Below are 19,297 nucleotides of genomic sequence, written 5' to 3'. Positions count from 1 at the left end.
GTTTTACTGGACTTGATGCTGGTTTTAGGGGTGTTGGTGAAATTGTGAAATTGCCCAGGTGTTACCTCGCCTCTCGGCACCCCTACTATAATTCAGGAGGGGACGGGATTGCGCACTAATATTGCCAGAACTCGTTAACGTCAAATATAAATAACATATCTTTTTTACTATATTCGCAACACAGATATATAACGATTACAGACATTGAAAAACCTGATCATTTTAATCCTGTTTGTATGTGGTTGTTCGAGCTTTGTTAATGCACAATCCGCTATTAACTCAGACAATGTAAACCCCAAACACACTTATCTCACTACTCGATTACATGGCGGTATCGTGGTGCCACACCATGTTAATATGATGTATTTTATTGAGAATTTCTCAGGAGGAGTCGAATTAACATATGGTCGCTCATTATTTTCAAAAGACAGCTGGGAGAGTTACTTTAACTATCCCGAAATTGGCCTGGGCTTTTACTATGGTACTTTCGGCAATCGCGACATCTATGGCGCTGGTCTGGCACTTTTTCCTTACATCAACTACAACATCTATCGAAATGCCAGATTATCTGTTCAAAATAAAGTGTCTATGGGATTAGGCTATGCCACCAAACCCTTTAACATTGAAACTAACACATATAACACTGTCTTTAGTTCACATCTTAATGCCTATATCGGTTTAGCGTTATTGATGGATTATCGTTTAAACAAACAATTTTCATTGGCACTAAGTGCCTCTTTAACGCACTTGTCCAACGGCGCAGCCCGTAAACCCAACCATGGCGTTAACACTTTTACAGGAAGCATTGGAGCCAAATATCATTTTAATGAAGCTGCCACCCCTATTCTGAACAAAGTGGAAGCCCCCAAAAGCAGGCATCGGGAAATAATTGTTGCTGGTAGTATCGGGCGAAGCCAAAGCACAGCATATAACGAATCGCTATATTGGAACGGAAGTTTAAGTATTAACCACTTATGGCACCTGAACGAAAAGCGAGCCATCGGCTTAGGTTACGATCAGTTCTACTCAGAAACAGCACCTCATAGCTGGGAAGCCTATGAAAACAGCGATGAAGAGATCAGTTTTTCTTCGCGTCATTATTTATTTAATGGATTATTCGCCTCCTACAATGTATTCCTGGGCAAAACCACATTATTCCTTAATCTGGGAGCTTATCTTCACACCAATATCAAACCACCACAACCACTTTATCCGAGAATGGGCATCAGACATTATGTAACAAAAAACTTAATTGCTAATTTTAGTGTCAAAGCCAGCTTCTTCCGTTCTGAGTTTTTAGAATTTGGTCTTGGCTATCGCATTAACTACAAAAGGGAGGATAAGTCATGAGTGTAGTAAAATACAAACAAAGCACATCAATACTCTGCCTCATTGTGTTATTCACATCCTGTGAATACATCAACAACCTCATGGGCAATGATGAAATCATTCACGAAACACAAACAGTAGGCCAGATAACAAGTATTGTTGTAGATGCTCCTGTTAGGCTTGTCTTACATAACCGCGAAACAAATGAAGCAATGATTAAAGGCGGTAATCGTCTGGTTGAGAACTTGCTTCTAAGCGTTGATGACGGAATTCTTTACATTGAACACGAAAAAAAGAATTACCTGCAAAAAAGTAAACTGATTGAGTTGGGCTTATCAGCCAATTATATAAGTAGAATAACCGCCAACATGGCTTTTGAGTTGATAGCTCCGGAAAGAATTGTGAGCGAAAACTTTGCGATGGTCATTAATGGAGGTGCCAAATTTGCAGAAATTGAGCTGAATTTGGAATGCTACAATATAAGCCTATACGTGTATGGCAATAATAATATTGGTAATTTCCACCTTGGAGGAACCGCCAATAAAGGCTCGTTCACTTTAGAAGGTAGCGTTAACATCAACGCACTTGACTTAGATTGTCAGGATGTGAATGTTAAGCACAAATCAATTGGCAGTTGCAAAGTACATGCTCAATCGAAGCTTAATGTTACGACTTATTCATCGGGAGATACCTATTACAAAGGCAGCCCCATCATACATCATCAAAAAGTTCAGGTACCTTATTTGAACTGCAGTGGTAAACTTATTCAAATAGATTAACTCACAATATATGCGAGCTCCTAAAGTCACTCTGTTTTTAACCACTTACAACTGGCCCGAAGCCTTAAGCTTATGCCTCCAGAGTATTGCTGCCCAAACCCATTTACCCAATGAAGTTATTGTGGCCGATGATGGTTCGGGCGATGCAAGCAAACAAGTTATTGAAGAATTTCAGAAACACTTCCCTTGCCCATTGCATCATGTTTGGCAGGAAGATAAAGGTTATCGGATAAACACTTTGCGTAATAAAGCGATTAAAAAAGCTTCGCATCCCTATATTATTCAGATTGATGGCGATATTTTGTGCGATAAGAATTTTGTTAAAGATCACCTTGCATTTGCCAAGAAAAATCGTTTGATAATCGGACGAAGAACTAATATTTCATCAAATAATACACAGCAGTACTGCACATCCATAAAGTATGATGATATTAATAACTTTAGAAACAAAGCTGTAGCTATCCTGCATCACCATTTGCTTTATAATACAAAAGAAGTAAAAGGCGTAAGGGGTTGCAACATGGCCTACTGGCGCGATGACGCATACAAGGTGAATGGCTATGAAGAAACCATGACAGGAAAAGGTCCCGATGATAAGGAGTTTGCCAGCCGTCTGGTTCATGCAGGTATCAATGCCTACAATCTTAAGTTCTATGCCATTGCCAACCATCTCTACCATGGTGATGAAGGCTTGAGAAATAATTATGGCGCTAATCAGGAGCTATACGCTCAAGCGCTGCGAGAACGACGCGTTAAAGCAATAAAAGGCATAGAGCAATGAACATCCTATTTGTATGTTCCGCCAAAGCATGGGGCGGTAATGAAAAGTGGACATCAATGGCGATGAAGGCGCTCTCCAATGAACACAAGGTTATGTTCATTGGTAAGACAGAAGCTCTGAGAAGTCGTTTTGGTGGATACTTTGGCACAAGCCTTCCTTTTAAATCTTATGCCGATGCCTACACCTTTAAGCAGCTTAAATCGTTCATTCTGAAGAATAAAATTGACATAATCGTCAGTACTAAAAAGAAGGAATATTTTTTATGTGGTATTCTATCAAGGCAATTAGGTGTTAAGCACATCATACGTCTGGGTGCCGATCGTAAGATGAATATACCTTTGTGGCATTCATTAAATTACCAGAAACTAAATGACGGACTGATTGTTAATTCACATCACATTGCAAAACACCTTCAGGAATATTCATTCTTCAAAAACCATCCGATACATGTCCTCTACAACGGCATTCCTGGTTTCAACTCTGATTCACCACATACAAACAGGCCAGTAAACGCTGACAAATTCGTGATTGTTAGCAGTGGCCGAATCACTAAATTAAAAGGTTATGAACTTTTGATTGATGCCATTGCCCGTTTGGACGAAAGTATAAGAAAAAAACTGGAGGTACGAATTATTGGTGAAGGACGAAATAAAAGAGACTTTGAGCTCCAATGTCAGCGTTTAGGATTAGACAGCATTGTTCATTTTACTGGCTTTCTAGATAATCCGACAGCTCTGATGAAGGATGCTGATTTATTTGTTCTCTTATCTGAACGAGAAGGTTTATCCAATAGCATATTAGAAGCCATGACTCTGGGCATACCTGTTCTTTCAACCGACACTGGCGGCATTAAGGAGTTAATCGAGGATGGAAAAACAGGCTATTTAGTTGCAAGAGAAACGGAGGCTGTTGCGAAAAAGATTACTGATCTCGTTCATAAACAAGAATCCATTCAACAAAGCGGAAAACGCGCCTATAAATTATTACAGCAGAACTTTGCCTTTGATGTATTTGAAGAGAACATCAACAAATTAATTCAGAACATATAACAAAGGCTCTCCAATTGGCGAGCCTTCCTAATTTCATTACAAAAATTCCCCTATCGCCCTTCGGGCACTTCCCCGAGGGGAAGATTTTTAACTCTCCTTTTGAAATTCCTTGATGCGTTGCTCTTCGCTTTTCCGACAGACCATAAAAACACCATTGGCCTCTGTTACAATGCAGTCTTTTATACCTTGTAATACTACTTTACGTCCATCAGGGATGGTGATAATATTATTTTCACAATCGTAAGTTTTCACGGCATCACCAACAACCGAATTGCCTTGCTCATCTTTTTCTCGTTTTTCCCAAAGGCTGCCCCAGGTACCCAAGTCAGACCAACCAAAATCGGCTGGCATCACATAAATGTTATCTGCATGCTCCATGATGCCGTAATCAATGGAAATGTTCTCACATAGCGGAAATTGCTCATCGATAAACCCTTGTTCATCAATGGTGTAGTATTTCTCACTTCCTGCTTCAAAAATCTCAGCCACTTTGGGCAAATAATTTTCAAAAGCTTTTATTATACTCTTGGCCGACCACAAAAAGATACCGGCATTCCAGAAATAACTCCCCTCTGACAAGTAGGCTTTAGCTGTCTCCAAATTCGGTTTTTCCTTAAAAGCTTTTACTTTATTCATGGCATCCTCCATTTTCTCACCAGCCTGAATATAACCATAACCCGTCTCCGGACGATGGGGATGAATACCCAATGTCAGCAACACATCATCGGCCGCTACAAACTTAAGTCCTTCAGAAATAACACTTCTAAACTCTTTTTCATTGGTAATTAAATGATCAGATGGCGCAACAACAATATTGGCTTCCGGGTTTCTTTGATAGATTTTGTAAGCGGCATAAGCAATACATGGAGCAGTATTTCGCATGCAAGGCTCCATCAAAATCTGTTCATCCTTCACCTCGGGCAGTTGCTCATTGATTAAGGCCTTATAGCGACTTCCTGTCACAATAAAAACATTCTCAATAGGTACAATCCCATTAAGTCGCGTTATAGTCTGCTGAATCATGGTTTGACCCGTTCCCAGTATATCCAGAAATTGCTTTGGCGTTTCCGGCGTGCTCATTGGCCAGAATCGCGAACCAATGCCGCCGGCCATGATGATTAGGTAGTTGTTGTTCATGCTTTTCTCGCAAAGACGCAAAGAGAAATAATTCGCTAAATGCGCCAAGTTTTTAATTTTATCATTCTCGCAAAGACACAAAGTAAAGGTTTCAGCTTAGGAAGCAAAGTTTAAATCAATAATAAGTTTGTTTTTTGATTTCTCAAGCTAACAAAACGGTCTTCTATTGATGTCTTTTGCGACCTTAGCGATATCTATAATTCTTTGCGCACCTTGCGTGAAACCGCACTATTTAGTATACCAATTATACATCTTTTCAATACCCTCTTCGATATCAATCTGATGATGCCATCCAAGCTCATGAATTTTTGATGGATCGGTTAACTTACGCATGGTACCATCCGGTTTATCGGTATTAAACACCAATTCGCCTTCAAAACCCACCTGTTCTTTAATGGTTTCAGCCAGTTGTTTGATGGATATTTCTTTACCAGTACCAATGTTAATGTGCGTATTACGAACTTCCTTATCTTCCGGATTATAGGTATCCTTAAAATTGATATGCTCCATCGCATATACACAAGCCGCCGCCATCTCTTCCGACCAAAGAAACTCGCGCATTGGCTTACCTGTTCCCCATATCTCTATAGACACTTGCGAATTTTGCGAATCGGAACACGAATTAAGCGAATTTAAACGAATACCGTATTTCTCGAGCTTAGAAAGTATATCTTCTTCAGATGATGAACCATCAATGCCTTCAATTGGGTTTTTATCCAAATCGGCACGCAAGGCATCCCAATCGTTATTTTGTAAGCATTTTCCCAAATGGTTTTTACGCACCAAAGCAGGTAATACATGAGACTTCTCCAAATCAAAGTTATCATTGGGGCCATACAGGTTGGTTGGCATTACCGAGATGAAGTTAGTGCCATACTGCAGGTTGTATGACTCACACATCTTGATGCCCGCAATCTTGGCGATAGCATAGGGCTCATTGGTGTATTCCAGTTGTGAAGTCAATAAACAATCCTCTGGCATGGGCTGAGGTGCATTCTTCGGGTAAATGCAAGTAGAACCGAGGAACAACAGTTTCTTCACGCCATGCACATAGGCCGAATGAATCACATTGTTCTGTATCATTAAATTCTCGTAGATAAATTGCCCCCGATAAGTGTTGTTCGCCACTATACCACCTACTTTGGCAGCAGCCAATATCACATACTCCGGTTTTTCTTCAGCGAAGAATTTATCCACAGCCACCGCATCCATCAGGTTGAGTTCATTAATTGAACGACCAAGTAGGTTTTTATAGCCTTTATTTTGTAGTGTCTTCCATAGGGCAGATCCGACTAATCCCTTATGCCCTGCTACATACACCTTAGCTTCTTTATTCATAACCTTTTGTTTCTCGCGAAGAGCGCAAAGTTATGCGCAAAGAACGCGAAGATTATAATCCGTTAACAAGACGATGCATACCGTCCTTTAATAATTTTGAATTGAAATTAATAAGTAATCCGAGTTTAATATCAGACAGACGCAAGTAGGTTAAAGTTTGAGCAAAATGCACAGGAGCCAATTGTTCGACTGATTTTATCTCCACAACCAACTTATCTTCCACCAATAAGTCAATTCGATAACCAACATCCAATTTAACACCTTTATATTCAAAAGGCATAGCCACCTGACTTTGCACATTCAATCCTCTTTCCTCCAAGTCATACTTAAGAGCATGTTCATATGCCGATTCTAGTAACCCGGGACCAATCGCTTTATGAAGATGAAATGCTGTATCAACAACTATTTGAGCAATCTCATTTTCTGTCATGGAAAAGCTTTAATTGATTTCTTAGCGACCTTTGCGTTATTTAAACCTTTGCGTCTTTGCGAGAAACTTTCTACTCAAAGTAGTTTAATGTTTCATAACCACCGTCTCTCAAGTACTTATCTTTTTGTATCAAGTTAACATCCGACGCCATCATATCCTTCACCAAACCGGCTAAGTCATACTCAGGCTCCCAGCCCAGTTTCTCTTTTGACTTGGTAGGATCACCAATTAACAACTCAACCTCTGTTGGGCGGTAATAAGCAGGATCTACTTTCACGACTTCCGTACCAATAGCCACCTGAAACTCCGGATTCGAACAGGCCTTAATAATAGCAACTTCCTGTTCTCCTTCGCCTTTAAACTCTAATTCGATACCCACTTCCGCAAAAGACATCTTCACAAAATCACGAACAGTAGTGGTTACGCCTGTTGCAATCACATAATCCTCAGCTTGATCTTGTTGAAGAATCAACCACATGGCTTTGATATAATCTTTGGCATGTCCCCAGTCACGCTTGGCATCCATATTACCAAGATACAGGCAGTCCTGCATACCCAAAGCAATTTTAGATACAGCACGCGTAATCTTACGGGTCACAAAAGTCTCACCACGCAAGGGACTCTCGTGGTTAAACAAAATACCATTACAGGCGTACATATTGTATGCTTCACGGTAATTCACTGTAATCCAGTAGGCATACATCTTGGCAACCGCATATGGTGATCGTGGGTAGAAAGGCGTTGTTTCCTTCTGTGGCACTTCCTGCACCAAACCATACAATTCAGATGTTGATGCCTGGTAAACTCTTGTTTTCTCGCTTAAGCCTAACAAACGAATGGCTTCCAAAATACGTAAGGTTCCCAAACCATCGGCATTGGCCGTATATTCTGGTGTATCAAAACTCACCTTTACGTGACTCATGGCCGCCAGATTGTAAATCTCATCCGGTTGTACCTCCTGAATAATACGTGTCAGGTTCATAGAGTCCGTTAAATCACCGTAGTGCAGTATCAGATTTCGATTTTCCACATGCGGATCCTGATATAAATGATCAATACGATCGGTATTAAATAAGGAAGAACGACGCTTGATACCATGTACGATGTATCCTTTTTTTAATAAAAATTCGGCTAGGTAAGCGCCGTCTTGTCCGGTGATACCGGTGATGAGTGCAACTTTTGACATAAAATGTTCATTAGGTAAAGGCTGGCAACTAAAATATTGATCGCAAGCCTTGTATTGTAATACTTTACTTATTTAAATTTTGGGATACAAATATCGGCTTATCTTAAGGAATATCCAAGGGAATCTTTTCTTGCTAAAACGTGAAGGCTTTCACTAAGGTCGAAAAATCATAACACTCATCACATCGGCTCTTGTTTCTTTTCGATGTCTCAGGGAGCAGTTCTGGTTATCACTCATTTCTCTCTTCTCACCACTCATCTCTATTTGCGTCCACAGATTGGCGCAGATTAGCACGGATTATTTTCCTATAGAAAATTGGATTTTGCATTAAAAAGAGTTTTACCGCAGAGTTAAATGAGAACGCAGTGAAAACATAGCTGCTAATCATTCTTCCTCATCCAGGGGGAAGTGCCCATAGGGCGATGGGGGAATGACTTCATTTTTCTTGGCTACCTTTGAACCTGCTACCTATATATGGTATAAAAACTTTGCGGCTTTGTGTGAAACACTCATCAATCACAACTCAATTCTCTCCTCTTCTCCTGTCCACAGATTATCACAGATTTTTTCCCTGCGGAAAAATGAATTTGATAATACATTATAAAGATTTTACCGCTGAGTTAAAAGAGAACAAAAAGAAGATACAAATAACGCAAGGTTCTCGCCAAGGGCAAAAATAATACCCTAAGAACCTAAAGTTCAATACTCCATTTACAAATTTCTTTGCAGCCTTTGCGACTATTTTTCTTTGCGACTGGCGTGAAACACTCACCTCTCTCCTCTCTCTTCTCTCCTCTCTCCTCTCAATTAAACCAATCCCAACCACACACTCTTACTAAAACCTCGTTCTTTGTAATCCCGAAATATCAGCCACACATCGTATTGTTCATTTTCTGTAAAATCCATCTTCCAGGTATATGACTCATCCTTTCGTTGTGCCTCTGTTTGTTTATACTCGACATATTGCTTTGAACGCCCTTTGACGGTAACAAAGAGTGTATCTGATAAATTCCCAAACTCATCATTTTCCCAATTAAATAGTAATCCATTATTTATTCGTTTCACACTCAAGTTTGAAGGCAATATTACGGAACCAATACTTACCAAAGCCTTTGTAAAATCAATGTACTGTTCCGGGTATTCACCCCCAATGGCATGCAAGAGGTTATAGGATTTGGCGGCTGCATAGGCCGAACGCCCCACTGCCTCTTTCTGAAACGTTATACGGAGCACATTTGTAAAAGCCCCAAGAAAGTCATTGACCAACTGCATTTTCTGACGTTGTGCCAATTGTTTCTCCGACTTCTTATCTGTGTATTGCCCGGGCATAGAACGCATATAACTTTTCCCATACATTTTGTAAGTTACCACATTACCAACTTTGCCAGACGAACCTTCATTAATGCTATTGTAGCGTGCCATTCATTTAGACTATTAGATGGTTAGACAATATAAATTAGACTATTAGCATGGATACATAAAACTTATTGAGTTCTTTCAAAACAGCCATGCAGACACTTCTTACCTCTTTCAATTTAAATTCATATTCAAGTTATAGTAAATACAAACTTAAGTCAAGTAAAACTCGATCTTATTCGAATTTAATATGAGTTTAATTTGAGTTAACAATGTATTTAGTATGAGTTTCATGCCTTATTGGTACAATTCAATGACGAATTTGGCTTTGTGGAAAAAGAAAGTTTATGGCAAAAGAAAACCCACCTGGGAACGAGGTAGGTCGAATTGAGAGTGATATTTTTTTTTCGTAGGGGACTAATCTATACTTTGAACTGTTACTAATTCTTTTTTCTTTTCACTTTCTTGTAAATAATAACACGTTAAGGCCAAATAAATGGCATTGATACCACTTGCAAAAACATGGCCTGCCAAACCTCCAATTATAAAGTATTGACTAACCAGAAACCACCCTAAATAGTTATTTCTGGAAAATTTAAAGAGTGTTTTAAATAGTAATATAAAATAAAGTAGTGAACCTATTAAACCACCAAAAGTGAATAAATCTATCACATCCATTTCAACAAAACTAGTTGCTGGGTTAATTCCTCCAAATAAATAATTATACCATTCCCATCGAGCAAAAACTCCTGGCAATCGTTCCTGAATTAATAGGTTTCGAAATGAAGTCAGCATTGTAAGAAAGTCAGCTTCTTGCCAATAGTTAATGTAAAAATCGAAGTATCCGACTAAATACAACATCAGCAAACTTGTAAGAACAAACCCTCCCAAACCCCCTAAGACATTAAACTTATTAAACCTTTTTTGTGTTAAGGCTATGTATATAGCCAATGAAAAATATAATATAAAAACAGCTTTAGAGCCCAAGAATACAGATGCTAACAACACTAGTAACAAAAGCCCTATTGTTAATTTCTGATGGGATAATTCCCAATATTTTAATAAAAAGATTACTGCTAGAACATAATAAAAAGAAGCTTCATTTTGCGCTGTAATAAATCCGGAATACCCAAATCGATGGTGTCCATATGTTAGAAATAAGTCAATCCCAAAAATAAACGCAATGATAACAATTAGTGTCTGCACCAAAATTAAGCCCATATAAATGGAAAACACCTTATGAACATTATTTATGCAAAGCTTAGCGAAAATATCATATAGTACAAATGGCAAAGCTAATTTAGCAACATGAAGTATCCAGGTAAAATAGAATTCAAAGCCCTCCCCGCAATAAATAATAGCTGCATTTATAAGAAAAAAAACTATTACACCGGCAATGGTAATAGTACGTCTCGCATTTAAAACTAAAGCATTAATGCAATAAACAAGCAAGACAAGGCCTTTACTGACTGCTGACATTTCGGTATAGGCACTTGTATTCCCAATCTGTCCATCAGTCAAACCTATCAAAACGACATTTAATGCATCCGTCGTAAAAAATAAAAGGAGCATTCCTACTAATAGAAATTCTCCTTTTACGTATAGCTTTAATAATATATTCTTCAAAACCTATTTCTTTGATTTAAACTTTTCTTTAAACACCAATAATATAAATTTTGAATTCCCAATCAAGTATCTTTTCCACATTCTTTTAGGTTCTTGTAAAAACCGATAAAACCACTCCAAACCTACTTTTTGCATCCATAAAGGTGCTCGCTTCGTAATACCAGCAACAACGTCAAAGCTACCTCCTACTCCCATAACAAAAGGTACATTCATTATTGATTTATATTTATTGACGAAGATCTCCTTTTTAGGTGATGAAATGGCAACAAACAACAAGTGTGCTCCACTATTGCATATATCTTTTGCTATCTCGGCTTCTTCACCTTCCTTAAAATAACCATTGCGATAACCTCCAATAATATCCGGGGAATATTTCTCAGAAAAAATATCAACAACTTTCTTAAGTACTTCTTCTTTCGCTCCAAGAAAAAAACACTTTAAGCCTTTATCATGAGCCATCTGAACCAAGTTCAACATCAAATCAATTCCTGCAACTCTCTCCGGCAATGGTTGCCCGAGCAACTTTGATGCCCAAACAACAGCCTGTCCATCAGCATTTATTAAATCGGCATCTAAAACCGAATTCTTTAACAATACATCTTTTTGCATTGCAACCAACTTACCAGCATTTACCACAACATGTTGTAGTGTTTTTCTTTCTTCGACTTTTGAAAGAATATAGCTTACAGTTTCATCCATTGTTAAAGATGCTACAGGTACTCCAAAAACATCTATCGTATTATTCATATTCACTAAATTCTTTTATATAGTAACTTAATCCATAGAACATCCAAGCCTGAGCCCATCTCATATATGGTATCTTGGAAGTCCAATTAGACCTTTTTTGGTAATAAAAGAAACCTCTCTTATCCCACATATTATTGATAGTCCATTCAAGCACTCTATCAACAAGGGGCTTATAATTTCTAAGTTGATTCATTCGATAAAGGGTAACAATAAGCTGCGCTGGTGCATGCACATCAATCGGAAAAATTGAATTATTGTAATACTTAGGAATCCCTTCCTCTGTAAAGAAAGTGTTAAGGTAATAGTCTAGCCCCCTTTCAATATTATCCTTAAACGATAAATCCCCAGAATATTTTTGATATTCATAAATAGATTCTAAATTATATCCAGTGTGGAAATTATCAACCCATTGATGAAATGGCAAAGTGCCGTATGCCCATCTCCCATCAGCTTGTTGATGATTAATCGTATATTTCACAGATTTCAAAGCCGACTCAAGCAATTGTACTTCATTAGTATAGTGATAAGTACGTGCAAGAAGTCGAGAACCTAAAAGAGAGGCATTAAACACACTTGTTTTATCAAGTGGAGAATATGAAAAACAATAATTATTATCAGAATCAAATGTTTTATTTAGGTCATTAAGAATAAAATCACATGAACTACGAGCCAATTCAACTAGTTCATCATTACCGATTCTGTCATAGGCGTCCAACAGGGCATTTGCAATAAAAGAGGTTGCAACAACTGTTGGTGTACCTTTAGGCTGAAAAAAAGCTCGAGCCTGCCAGTCGAAATTATACCCCCAGCAAGCTCCGGAATATCCTTCAGATACAGCATTCTTTAGAATTGAAATCAAATTTTTAATTATATAATCATCATTCCCCCCCTTGTACATATTACAATATCCAGTTAGAAACAAGCCTAATCCTTTATTATTATGCTGTTTCGGCACATGCAACAGTGGTCGCATGTTAATTGGAGATATCTTAAATGCCTGTAACCATGCTAGGCGTATAAAACGACTGTTTTTTACAGGTAACTTATTAAAAATTTGACTATTTAACCCATCAAAGGGATCCCATCCTTTGTAATCTTCCTTTTCAACGAATGATTTTAGTCTCTCAAAAACATCACTTATCTGAGTCAAAACTTCCTTATTCATTTTTTACAACTCCTACAGTATAATACAACAACAAAGCCATTATAATCACCTAATAATAAATGCGTTAATTAAGACCACAATCATATAGTATGGTTTATAGTAATAACTGCTATCCTATAAAAATTAAAGAAGAACTGATAACACAATTTATTGTAATAACAAAGAAATATCCGACTTTAACTTAAGACGGATATCCTTTAACGTTACCTTATATTTTTTTGTTACAAGATTAATGATTTTAAAATTAGTTTAAGCGTCAATCTGTTGAACTACTCCAGTAGCCAATGAATCATTGATTTTAAAAGTTACTAATGTAGTTAAATAAATTGACTCAAAAGATATTGGAACACACTTGCCCTCTTTTATCGAATCAAGAAAAGCTGTAACTTCTTGCTTATGTCCTTTGCCACTATCAGAAATTTTCTGGCACTTACCGTTTTTATAAATTTCTCCGTAACGGAAATCATGAATAACACCTATCTTTTCGCCACCAAAAACTTCTAAGCGCTCTTTTGGCATTGATTTATCACCATTAGCCAGGTAAATTAAATTACCTATAGACCCATCCTCGAACTTAACGATAACAGTTATGTTATCTTCACTTGTAATCTCAGAGTTTTGCATATTAATACAATCTGCATATACAGAAGTTGGTTTTGAATCAGTGAAGAATTGCATCAAATCGATAAAGTGACACATTTCACCTACTATACGGCCACCGCCAACTTCGGGATTTTGTGTCCAATGGTCTTTAGGAATAAATCCTGCATTAACGCGAAAATTCATAACCAACGGTTGGTTTACACCTTTAAACTCTTGTTTAATCTTTTCTGCAATTGGAGAAAAACGTCGATTAAATCCAACCATTAATTTGGATTTTGAAGATTCATATAGTGAAGCAATCTCATCTAACTCCTCCAAATACATGGCAAGTGGCTTTTCAACAAAAACATGCTTATTGGCTTTTAATGCATCAAGCGTATATTTCGCATGGGAATTGTGAGGAGTGGCAATAAAAACGGTATTAATACTTTGATTTTTTAATATATCATCCTGACTTGAAGTTGCTTTATTGAACGTAAATTTCTCGGCTACATTCTTCCCAGTAATTCCTTTTGAGGTCATAACAGTATCAAGAGAAGCACCCCATGCCTTCACATTTGGCACTAAATAACTCTGTGCGAAACTGCCTGCGCCAATAAATCCCACATTGACTTCCTTTTCAGGATTAGTATTAACCTGAACAAAAGACTTTACCTCAGTATCTTTCTTTTCATACTTCAACAATATACCTATTGAAGGTTCTTGTACTTTACCTAAAACGATATCATAAGCTTTCTCAGCTTCATTAATATCGAATATATGAGTTATAAGGTGTTTTAAAGTAATTGAACCATTCGAAAGAAGGTTTAAAAAAGCATCCATATTACGTTGTTCAGTCCAACGAACATAAGCATAAGGATAATCAACTCCATTTTCCTCATAATTAACATCATATCGACCTGGCCCATAACTGCATGACATTCTTAAATCCAACTCTTTTCTATAAAAATGCGGATCGCGAGGAATATCCATTTTTACAGCTCCTACTAAAACGACTTTTCCCTTTTTTCGTGCTATCTCTGAAGATAATTCAATTGGATCATTTGATGGAGCAGCAGCTGTAATAATAATACTATCAAAACCGTTGCCTTTAGTAAATGATTGTATAGCTGCGAATAATGCATCATCTGATCGATGCATCGCTTTATGCGCACCATTCTCCGAAGCAATTTCAATTAATCTACTTGATAGGTCTATTCCAAATACATTACAACCATTCGCTTTTAGAAGCTGGCATGTAATCTGTCCAATTAATCCTAATCCAATTACACAGACATTATCTCCCAAATTTGGTTCTGCCTGACGAACTCCTTGTAATGCAATAGCTCCAACGGTAGTAAATGAAGCATCTTCAAGAGAAACATTATCTGGCACTTTAGCCACTAAGTTTTGAGGAACACTAGCATACTCTGAATGTGAAGCATAATCCTGACCTGCACATGCTACCCTGTCTCCTGGCTGATAATAATTATTTGTATCAAGGGAAGACTTCACAATACCAGCTGTACTATATCCGAGTGCTTTTAATGAATCAAGCTTGGTTTGAACTTTTTGCATTGTTGCCTTGATGCCTTCCTTTTTAACATTTTGAAGTACCTGCGCTACCAAGTCCGGACGTTGTTTCGCTTTTCCAATAAGACTTGCTTTACCAACTTTCACCGTACCTCTTTCCGTACCTGCACTAATTAACGAAAAGGCATTCTCAACCAAAACCATTCCTTTCGAAATAGAAGGTGTGGCAACATCATCTACATAAAGATCACCTGTTTTAAAGTTTTGTATTACTTGTTTCATCTGAGCTATTTATAATTTTAAACATTTTTATCTAAAACCATTTTTGTTTTATTATATAAATCTTCTATATCTCGATTTTTAAATATAATGGTTCCGTTTGGTCTATCGCAAACATCACTAGCAATAGAATGACAATCAAAAAATAATGCCTCTGCAATACTAACACCATATCCATCTGAAGCTGTAGGCCTTATCATCAAATCAGCTTTCTTAAACAATGGCCATAGTTCTTTTTGACCGGTTAAGAAATAAAAGTTTTTTTCTAAATTACTTTCATAAATTTTATCTCTAATCTTGTCAAGATAGCTAGCGTTTGTCATTTCATCTGCAATTGCAAAAACAAAACCTATATTTGGTCTTTCGTTGATAATTTTAGTCATTAAATCAACACACAAGTCTAAGCCATACAAATCCACATCGTTTATTAAAACAACTCTAAAGGCATTTGCAACTAAAACAGGACTATGACTATTAATGAAATCATTTAGCTCTTTTGGATATGTACTAATTATTTTTTTTTCTTCATCCAAAGGTGGTGGTACAAAAGCAGGTTCAATAATTATTTCTTTAGGTAAAGTAACCTTTTGTTGTTTATAACTATCAAGAATATGCTGACCAACAACACATAAACAATCAACCGATTTAAAAAACTTTTTTATAACATAGATTTTCAGCTTGCTTTTCGTATCGAATAACCTCGGGTTATGGCTAGTGAGAAATATATCGAATTGCCAAAACCTTTTAACTAAAATTAGGAGAATAAAAATTCTAACATCATTAGTATTCAAATGTATAACATCATATTTTCTAAACAGCACATCTCGTAAAACTCCCAAATAATTACTCTTTGAAAAGTCTGAAACATGAGTATTCAATAATAGCTTATTTAATCTGTAAATGTAAACCGAAACACCTCCTAAAGGAGGAGGATACGGGCCAAGAATTAATTTCCTATTGTAACGCTCTAATGCTTCTTTTACTTTACTCATAACCTCTGAATATATCAATATTAATCAATTTCATAGGTATAATCCGTTTCTGCTAATTTACTATTATCGAATACAGGAAGATCAATATAACCTTTTCTGGTATCTAAAACATCCAAAATAGTTTTGTCCGAATATTTAAGCTCTTTTAAATGATAAATTAAATCATCATCAGCAAATATTCGTTTTTTAGGCTTTGCTGGCATTCCTACAGCTATTACATATGGAGGGATATTTTTATTAACAACACTTCCTGCACCTATAACACTCCCATCTCCTATCACGACACCTTTTAAGATTGTTACATTCGCACCAATCCATACATCTTCACCTATCTTAATTTTTCCTTGATTTGAATCGTTACAGGGTTTTATAAACCTTGCTCTTTTGCCTTTAATACCGAACAAATGATCACCACCAAGAACGACAAAATTTGGACCAACCATAAGATTATTACCAATTTCTAATTCAGCTGAAATATGCGAATTTGGACCTATATATACATTATCCCCAACTACTATTCTATCATAAGAAATAGAACTAAATGGATCAAACCTAAAATTAACACCCACTCTTTTAAACCTTCTTTTATTTGCTAAATAGAGAAAGATTTTTAACCAAAAATAAGGTGATAGTAGTCTTAATATTTTCTTCATAAAAGCAACTAATTTTATTCTTTTTCCATGTTCAATAGGCGCGATCTTATTTAGACATCCTAAAATATATGATAACTAGTGAAAAATAAACCGCAGAACTCGGACTGTATAAGAAATGTCCTCCAAAAAATGAAAGCGCAAGAATTGAGAAAATAAAAAACTTAGCGAATGCATGTTTTAAAAGACCATTTATAAATGTTTGAAAAAATATAAATACATATAAGATACTACCCAGCAGACCAAAGAAAAGTAACAAATCAAAAAAATCCATTTCTATTGAATAGATTTTTATGTTTACACCTCCAGTGAGGTAATTAATAAATGTCCATTTTTTAAAAACTAATGGAGATTCATTGATAAGAAGGTCATCTCTTCCTGTCAATAGCATATGAAGTAAGCCTTTCTCTTCATATAACCTTATGAAGAGTGCTATTAAAGATTTGAATTCATCACTTTGCAAGTATCTAATTAAATATCCAAATAACAATATCGAGAAGGAGATTAATATAAATAAATATTTCTTTTTCATGTGATTAATAGCATGAAAAAGAAGAAGCAAAATTAAGAACAAATAAACAGCTTTCATACCTGTAATCAAAGATGCTAGAATGGATAAAATTAAGATTACTTTACTTTTATTTTCATATATTGCCCTGTAGTAGAACAGACTAACCATTGACATAAAAATATATGAAGATTCATTAGGAGCAAGAAAAACACCATTATACCCGAATCTATATTCTTTAGAATAATATGCTTCAAAAAAATTAATTTTGAACATATATCCACACAAAACACATAAAATGTTTATAAAAAAAAGAAAATATAAAAGTTTAAAGACAATATTGCACTGAGCTTCTGACAATTGAATTATTTCCCTTAAGAATAGATATACCAAGAATAGGTATATATACTTATTAAAAGTAATAAAACTTTCAGATATATCATTTATGTTACCAATGCTTGACTGGCCTAATAAAAAGAATACTAAAAGTATAAATATAAAGGTGAGATACTTTACAATTGAATAATTAACTTTCAAAATTATCCAAAAAACAATTATAGTTTCAAAAGCAAACCTTGTTATTAATGAAATTCGACTAAAGCTACTACCATATATCGCAAGAACTTTAGAAACTCCATCAGAAATAAACATAAGGGGCAAAAAAACTATAGATATAAGAAAAACAAAATTAATTAAGCTTGAATTTTGTTCTGTATTTCGAATTATTGCATTCAATATTCTGCTTTTATAAATTGTTTATCTTATGTACTTTCCAATATTCTTTGCATATTTTTTCCTGCGATATATTCCATGCAATTTTTTATTAACTATTTTTTTTAATACGAATATCCTCACCAAACTTGAAATTAATATAATATATCTTCGAAAGACTTGAAAAGGAGGAAAATACTTCCTAGCCAATTTAAGGTTTTCTATTTTATTATAATAATCGAAACTTGCTCCATCGGCAAGAAAGTTTGCAACGTTAATATCATAATAAAAGGAAGTTCCACCACTAAGATACAATCTTGTTAACCACTCATAGTCGCCACTATATCTAAACGATTCATCATAAAGACCAACTGTCTTGAACGCTTTTACGTTTGCAAAAAGTCCCTGATGAAATACTGGCATACTCGTATAAAAACTTTTAATACTCCAATCAATAGGCTTATAGACTGCACTTGAGTTGGCCAAATGATCAACTACATAGATATTACCACAAACAATATCCTGCTCATGTTTAGCCAATTTCAATTTTTCAATAGTTGTATTCTCAAAGAAGTTATCCCCTGCATTCATGTAATTTAACCAACTACCTCCAGCTAAAACGGTTCCTTTATTCATCGCATCATAAATTCCAGAATCCTTTTCACTAATCCAATAGTCAATATAATCTCCGTACTTTTTTATAATATCAACAGTTCCATCATTCGAGCCTCCATCAATAACAATATATTCAACATTAGGATACGACTGATTGATAACACTTAATATTGTATCTTCAATGAGTTTTTCGCAATTATAAACCACAGTAATTACCGTAATAAGTGGTAATGTATTGTATTTCTCAATTGGCTTTTCAAAGACTACTTTTTCTTTTACATTATCTGATTCATCAACAATGCACCAGTCATTATTAACCTTTTCATAGCTATGCTTGTAATGACCTTCAGTTCTGAGACCTCCAGCATTCTTACATTCCTTCTGAAACAATTTCCTTTTATATTTATCAGAAGATGTGACTGTTATAGTTGGTCTTCTATCACTATTTAGCCTTGTCGTACTATATCTAGTATCTAAACTCCGAATCATATCTCCCAATCTTCC

General features: G+C 36.0%; 17 protein-coding genes. 4 read left to right on the top strand and 13 right to left on the bottom strand.

Annotated elements, in window-relative coordinates; genetic code table 11:
• Positions 1-204 precede the first annotated feature (204 nt).
• Genes JIV24_RS11840 through JIV24_RS11825 form a run of 4 tightly spaced genes read left to right on the top strand, consistent with a single transcriptional unit; the run spans position 205 to position 3,938 of the window.
• On the top strand, positions 205-1,350 hold the full coding sequence (locus tag JIV24_RS11840; RefSeq protein WP_200465255.1) for an acyloxyacyl hydrolase: 1,146 nt from the start codon (positions 205-207) through the stop codon (positions 1,348-1,350).
• Entirely contained in the window at positions 1,347-2,108 is a 762-nt protein-coding gene (locus JIV24_RS11835) for a GIN domain-containing protein (RefSeq protein ID WP_200465254.1), read from the top strand. Before JIV24_RS11840 ends, JIV24_RS11835 begins: the two co-directional genes overlap by 4 nt.
• 10 nt (positions 2,109-2,118) lie before the next feature.
• On the top strand, positions 2,119-2,889 hold the full coding sequence (locus tag JIV24_RS11830; RefSeq protein WP_200465253.1) for a glycosyltransferase family 2 protein: 771 nt from the start codon (positions 2,119-2,121) through the stop codon (positions 2,887-2,889).
• Positions 2,886-3,938 carry a glycosyltransferase gene (locus JIV24_RS11825; RefSeq protein ID WP_200465252.1) on the top strand — a complete coding sequence of 351 codons (1,053 nt, stop codon included), beginning with the start codon at positions 2,886-2,888 and terminating at the stop codon, positions 3,936-3,938. The genes JIV24_RS11830 and JIV24_RS11825 overlap by 4 nt, the downstream gene beginning before the upstream one ends.
• An 87-nt stretch (positions 3,939-4,025) precedes the next feature.
• Here the strand turns inward: JIV24_RS11825 and JIV24_RS11820 are convergent, their stop codons facing one another.
• The 13 genes from JIV24_RS11820 to JIV24_RS11760 form a co-directional block, all read right to left on the bottom strand.
• On the bottom strand, positions 4,026-5,075 hold the full coding sequence (locus JIV24_RS11820; protein WP_200465251.1) for a mannose-1-phosphate guanylyltransferase: 1,050 nt from the start codon (positions 5,073-5,075) through the stop codon (positions 4,026-4,028).
• 228 nt (positions 5,076-5,303) lie between these two features.
• The gene (locus JIV24_RS11815; RefSeq protein ID WP_200465250.1) at positions 5,304-6,413 is read right to left on the bottom strand and encodes a GDP-L-fucose synthase family protein; all 1,110 of its coding nucleotides are present in this window, start codon (positions 6,411-6,413) and stop codon (positions 5,304-5,306) included.
• Positions 6,414-6,465: 52 nt separating this feature from the next.
• Positions 6,466-6,843 carry a GxxExxY protein gene (locus JIV24_RS11810; protein WP_200465249.1) on the bottom strand — a complete coding sequence of 126 codons (378 nt, stop codon included), beginning with the start codon at positions 6,841-6,843 and terminating at the stop codon, positions 6,466-6,468.
• A 70-nt stretch (positions 6,844-6,913) separates the two neighbouring features.
• Entirely contained in the window at positions 6,914-8,029 is a 1,116-nt protein-coding gene (gene gmd, locus JIV24_RS11805; protein ID WP_200465248.1) for a GDP-mannose 4,6-dehydratase, read from the bottom strand.
• Between the two features lie 807 nt (positions 8,030-8,836).
• A complete protein-coding gene (locus tag JIV24_RS11800) occupies positions 8,837-9,451 on the bottom strand; it encodes a DUF6266 family protein (protein WP_200465247.1) in 615 nt (204 codons plus the stop codon).
• A gap of 351 nt (positions 9,452-9,802) precedes the next feature.
• On the bottom strand, positions 9,803-11,011 hold the full coding sequence (locus JIV24_RS11795; RefSeq protein ID WP_200465246.1) for a hypothetical protein: 1,209 nt from the start codon (positions 11,009-11,011) through the stop codon (positions 9,803-9,805).
• Positions 11,012-11,014: 3 nt separating this feature from the next.
• Positions 11,015-11,758, bottom strand: a complete 744-nt coding sequence (locus JIV24_RS11790) for a WecB/TagA/CpsF family glycosyltransferase (protein WP_200465245.1) — start codon at positions 11,756-11,758, stop codon at positions 11,015-11,017.
• Positions 11,751-12,923 (bottom strand): hypothetical protein, encoded by a 1,173-nt coding sequence (locus JIV24_RS11785; RefSeq protein ID WP_200465244.1) that lies wholly within the window; start codon positions 12,921-12,923, stop codon positions 11,751-11,753. Before JIV24_RS11785 ends, JIV24_RS11790 begins: the two co-directional genes overlap by 8 nt.
• Before the next feature lie 249 nt (positions 12,924-13,172).
• Entirely contained in the window at positions 13,173-15,320 is a 2,148-nt protein-coding gene (locus JIV24_RS11780; protein WP_200465243.1) for a bi-domain-containing oxidoreductase, read from the bottom strand.
• Between the two features lie 17 nt (positions 15,321-15,337).
• The gene (locus tag JIV24_RS11775) at positions 15,338-16,309 is read right to left on the bottom strand and encodes a glycosyltransferase (protein ID WP_200465242.1); all 972 of its coding nucleotides are present in this window, start codon (positions 16,307-16,309) and stop codon (positions 15,338-15,340) included.
• Positions 16,310-16,329: 20 nt separating this feature from the next.
• The gene (locus JIV24_RS22795; RefSeq protein WP_200465241.1) at positions 16,330-16,962 is read right to left on the bottom strand and encodes an acyltransferase; all 633 of its coding nucleotides are present in this window, start codon (positions 16,960-16,962) and stop codon (positions 16,330-16,332) included.
• A gap of 46 nt (positions 16,963-17,008) precedes the next feature.
• The gene (locus JIV24_RS11765; protein WP_200465240.1) at positions 17,009-18,202 is read right to left on the bottom strand and encodes a hypothetical protein; all 1,194 of its coding nucleotides are present in this window, start codon (positions 18,200-18,202) and stop codon (positions 17,009-17,011) included.
• Between the two features lie 21 nt (positions 18,203-18,223).
• Complete coding sequence (locus JIV24_RS11760; RefSeq protein ID WP_234445808.1) at positions 18,224-19,282, bottom strand: glycosyltransferase family 2 protein; 1,059 nt, start codon at positions 19,280-19,282, stop codon at positions 18,224-18,226.
• Positions 19,283-19,297: the final 15 nt, after the last annotated feature.

Source organism: Carboxylicivirga marina (genome assembly GCF_016612505.1).
Taxonomy (GTDB): Bacteria; Bacteroidota; Bacteroidia; order Bacteroidales; family Marinilabiliaceae; genus Carboxylicivirga; species Carboxylicivirga marina.
Note: the sequence above shows the minus strand (reverse complement) of the source record. Positions and strands in the feature narration are given on the sequence as shown.

Coding starts and splice junctions, on each gene's coding strand:
- JIV24_RS11835 (WP_200465254.1), top strand. CDS start 1,347: ATGAGTGTAGTAAAATACAAACAAAGCACATCAATACTCTGCCTCATT.
- JIV24_RS11830 (WP_200465253.1), top strand. CDS start 2,119: ATGCGAGCTCCTAAAGTCACTCTGTTTTTAACCACTTACAACTGGCCC.
- JIV24_RS11825 (WP_200465252.1), top strand. CDS start 2,886: ATGAACATCCTATTTGTATGTTCCGCCAAAGCATGGGGCGGTAATGAA.
- JIV24_RS11820 (WP_200465251.1), bottom strand. CDS start 5,075: ATGAACAACAACTACCTAATCATCATGGCCGGCGGCATTGGTTCGCGA.
- JIV24_RS11815 (WP_200465250.1), bottom strand. CDS start 6,413: ATGAATAAAGAAGCTAAGGTGTATGTAGCAGGGCATAAGGGATTAGTC.
- JIV24_RS11810 (WP_200465249.1), bottom strand. CDS start 6,843: ATGACAGAAAATGAGATTGCTCAAATAGTTGTTGATACAGCATTTCAT.
- gmd (WP_200465248.1), bottom strand. CDS start 8,029: ATGTCAAAAGTTGCACTCATCACCGGTATCACCGGACAAGACGGCGCT.
- JIV24_RS11800 (WP_200465247.1), bottom strand. CDS start 9,451: ATGGCACGCTACAATAGCATTAATGAAGGTTCGTCTGGCAAAGTTGGT.
- JIV24_RS11790 (WP_200465245.1), bottom strand. CDS start 11,758: ATGAATAATACGATAGATGTTTTTGGAGTACCTGTAGCATCTTTAACA.
- JIV24_RS11785 (WP_200465244.1), bottom strand. CDS start 12,923: ATGAATAAGGAAGTTTTGACTCAGATAAGTGATGTTTTTGAGAGACTA.
- JIV24_RS11780 (WP_200465243.1), bottom strand. CDS start 15,320: ATGAAACAAGTAATACAAAACTTTAAAACAGGTGATCTTTATGTAGAT.
- JIV24_RS11775 (WP_200465242.1), bottom strand. CDS start 16,309: ATGAGTAAAGTAAAAGAAGCATTAGAGCGTTACAATAGGAAATTAATT.
- JIV24_RS22795 (WP_200465241.1), bottom strand. CDS start 16,962: ATGAAGAAAATATTAAGACTACTATCACCTTATTTTTGGTTAAAAATC.
- JIV24_RS11760 (WP_234445808.1), bottom strand. CDS start 19,282: ATGATTCGGAGTTTAGATACTAGATATAGTACGACAAGGCTAAATAGT.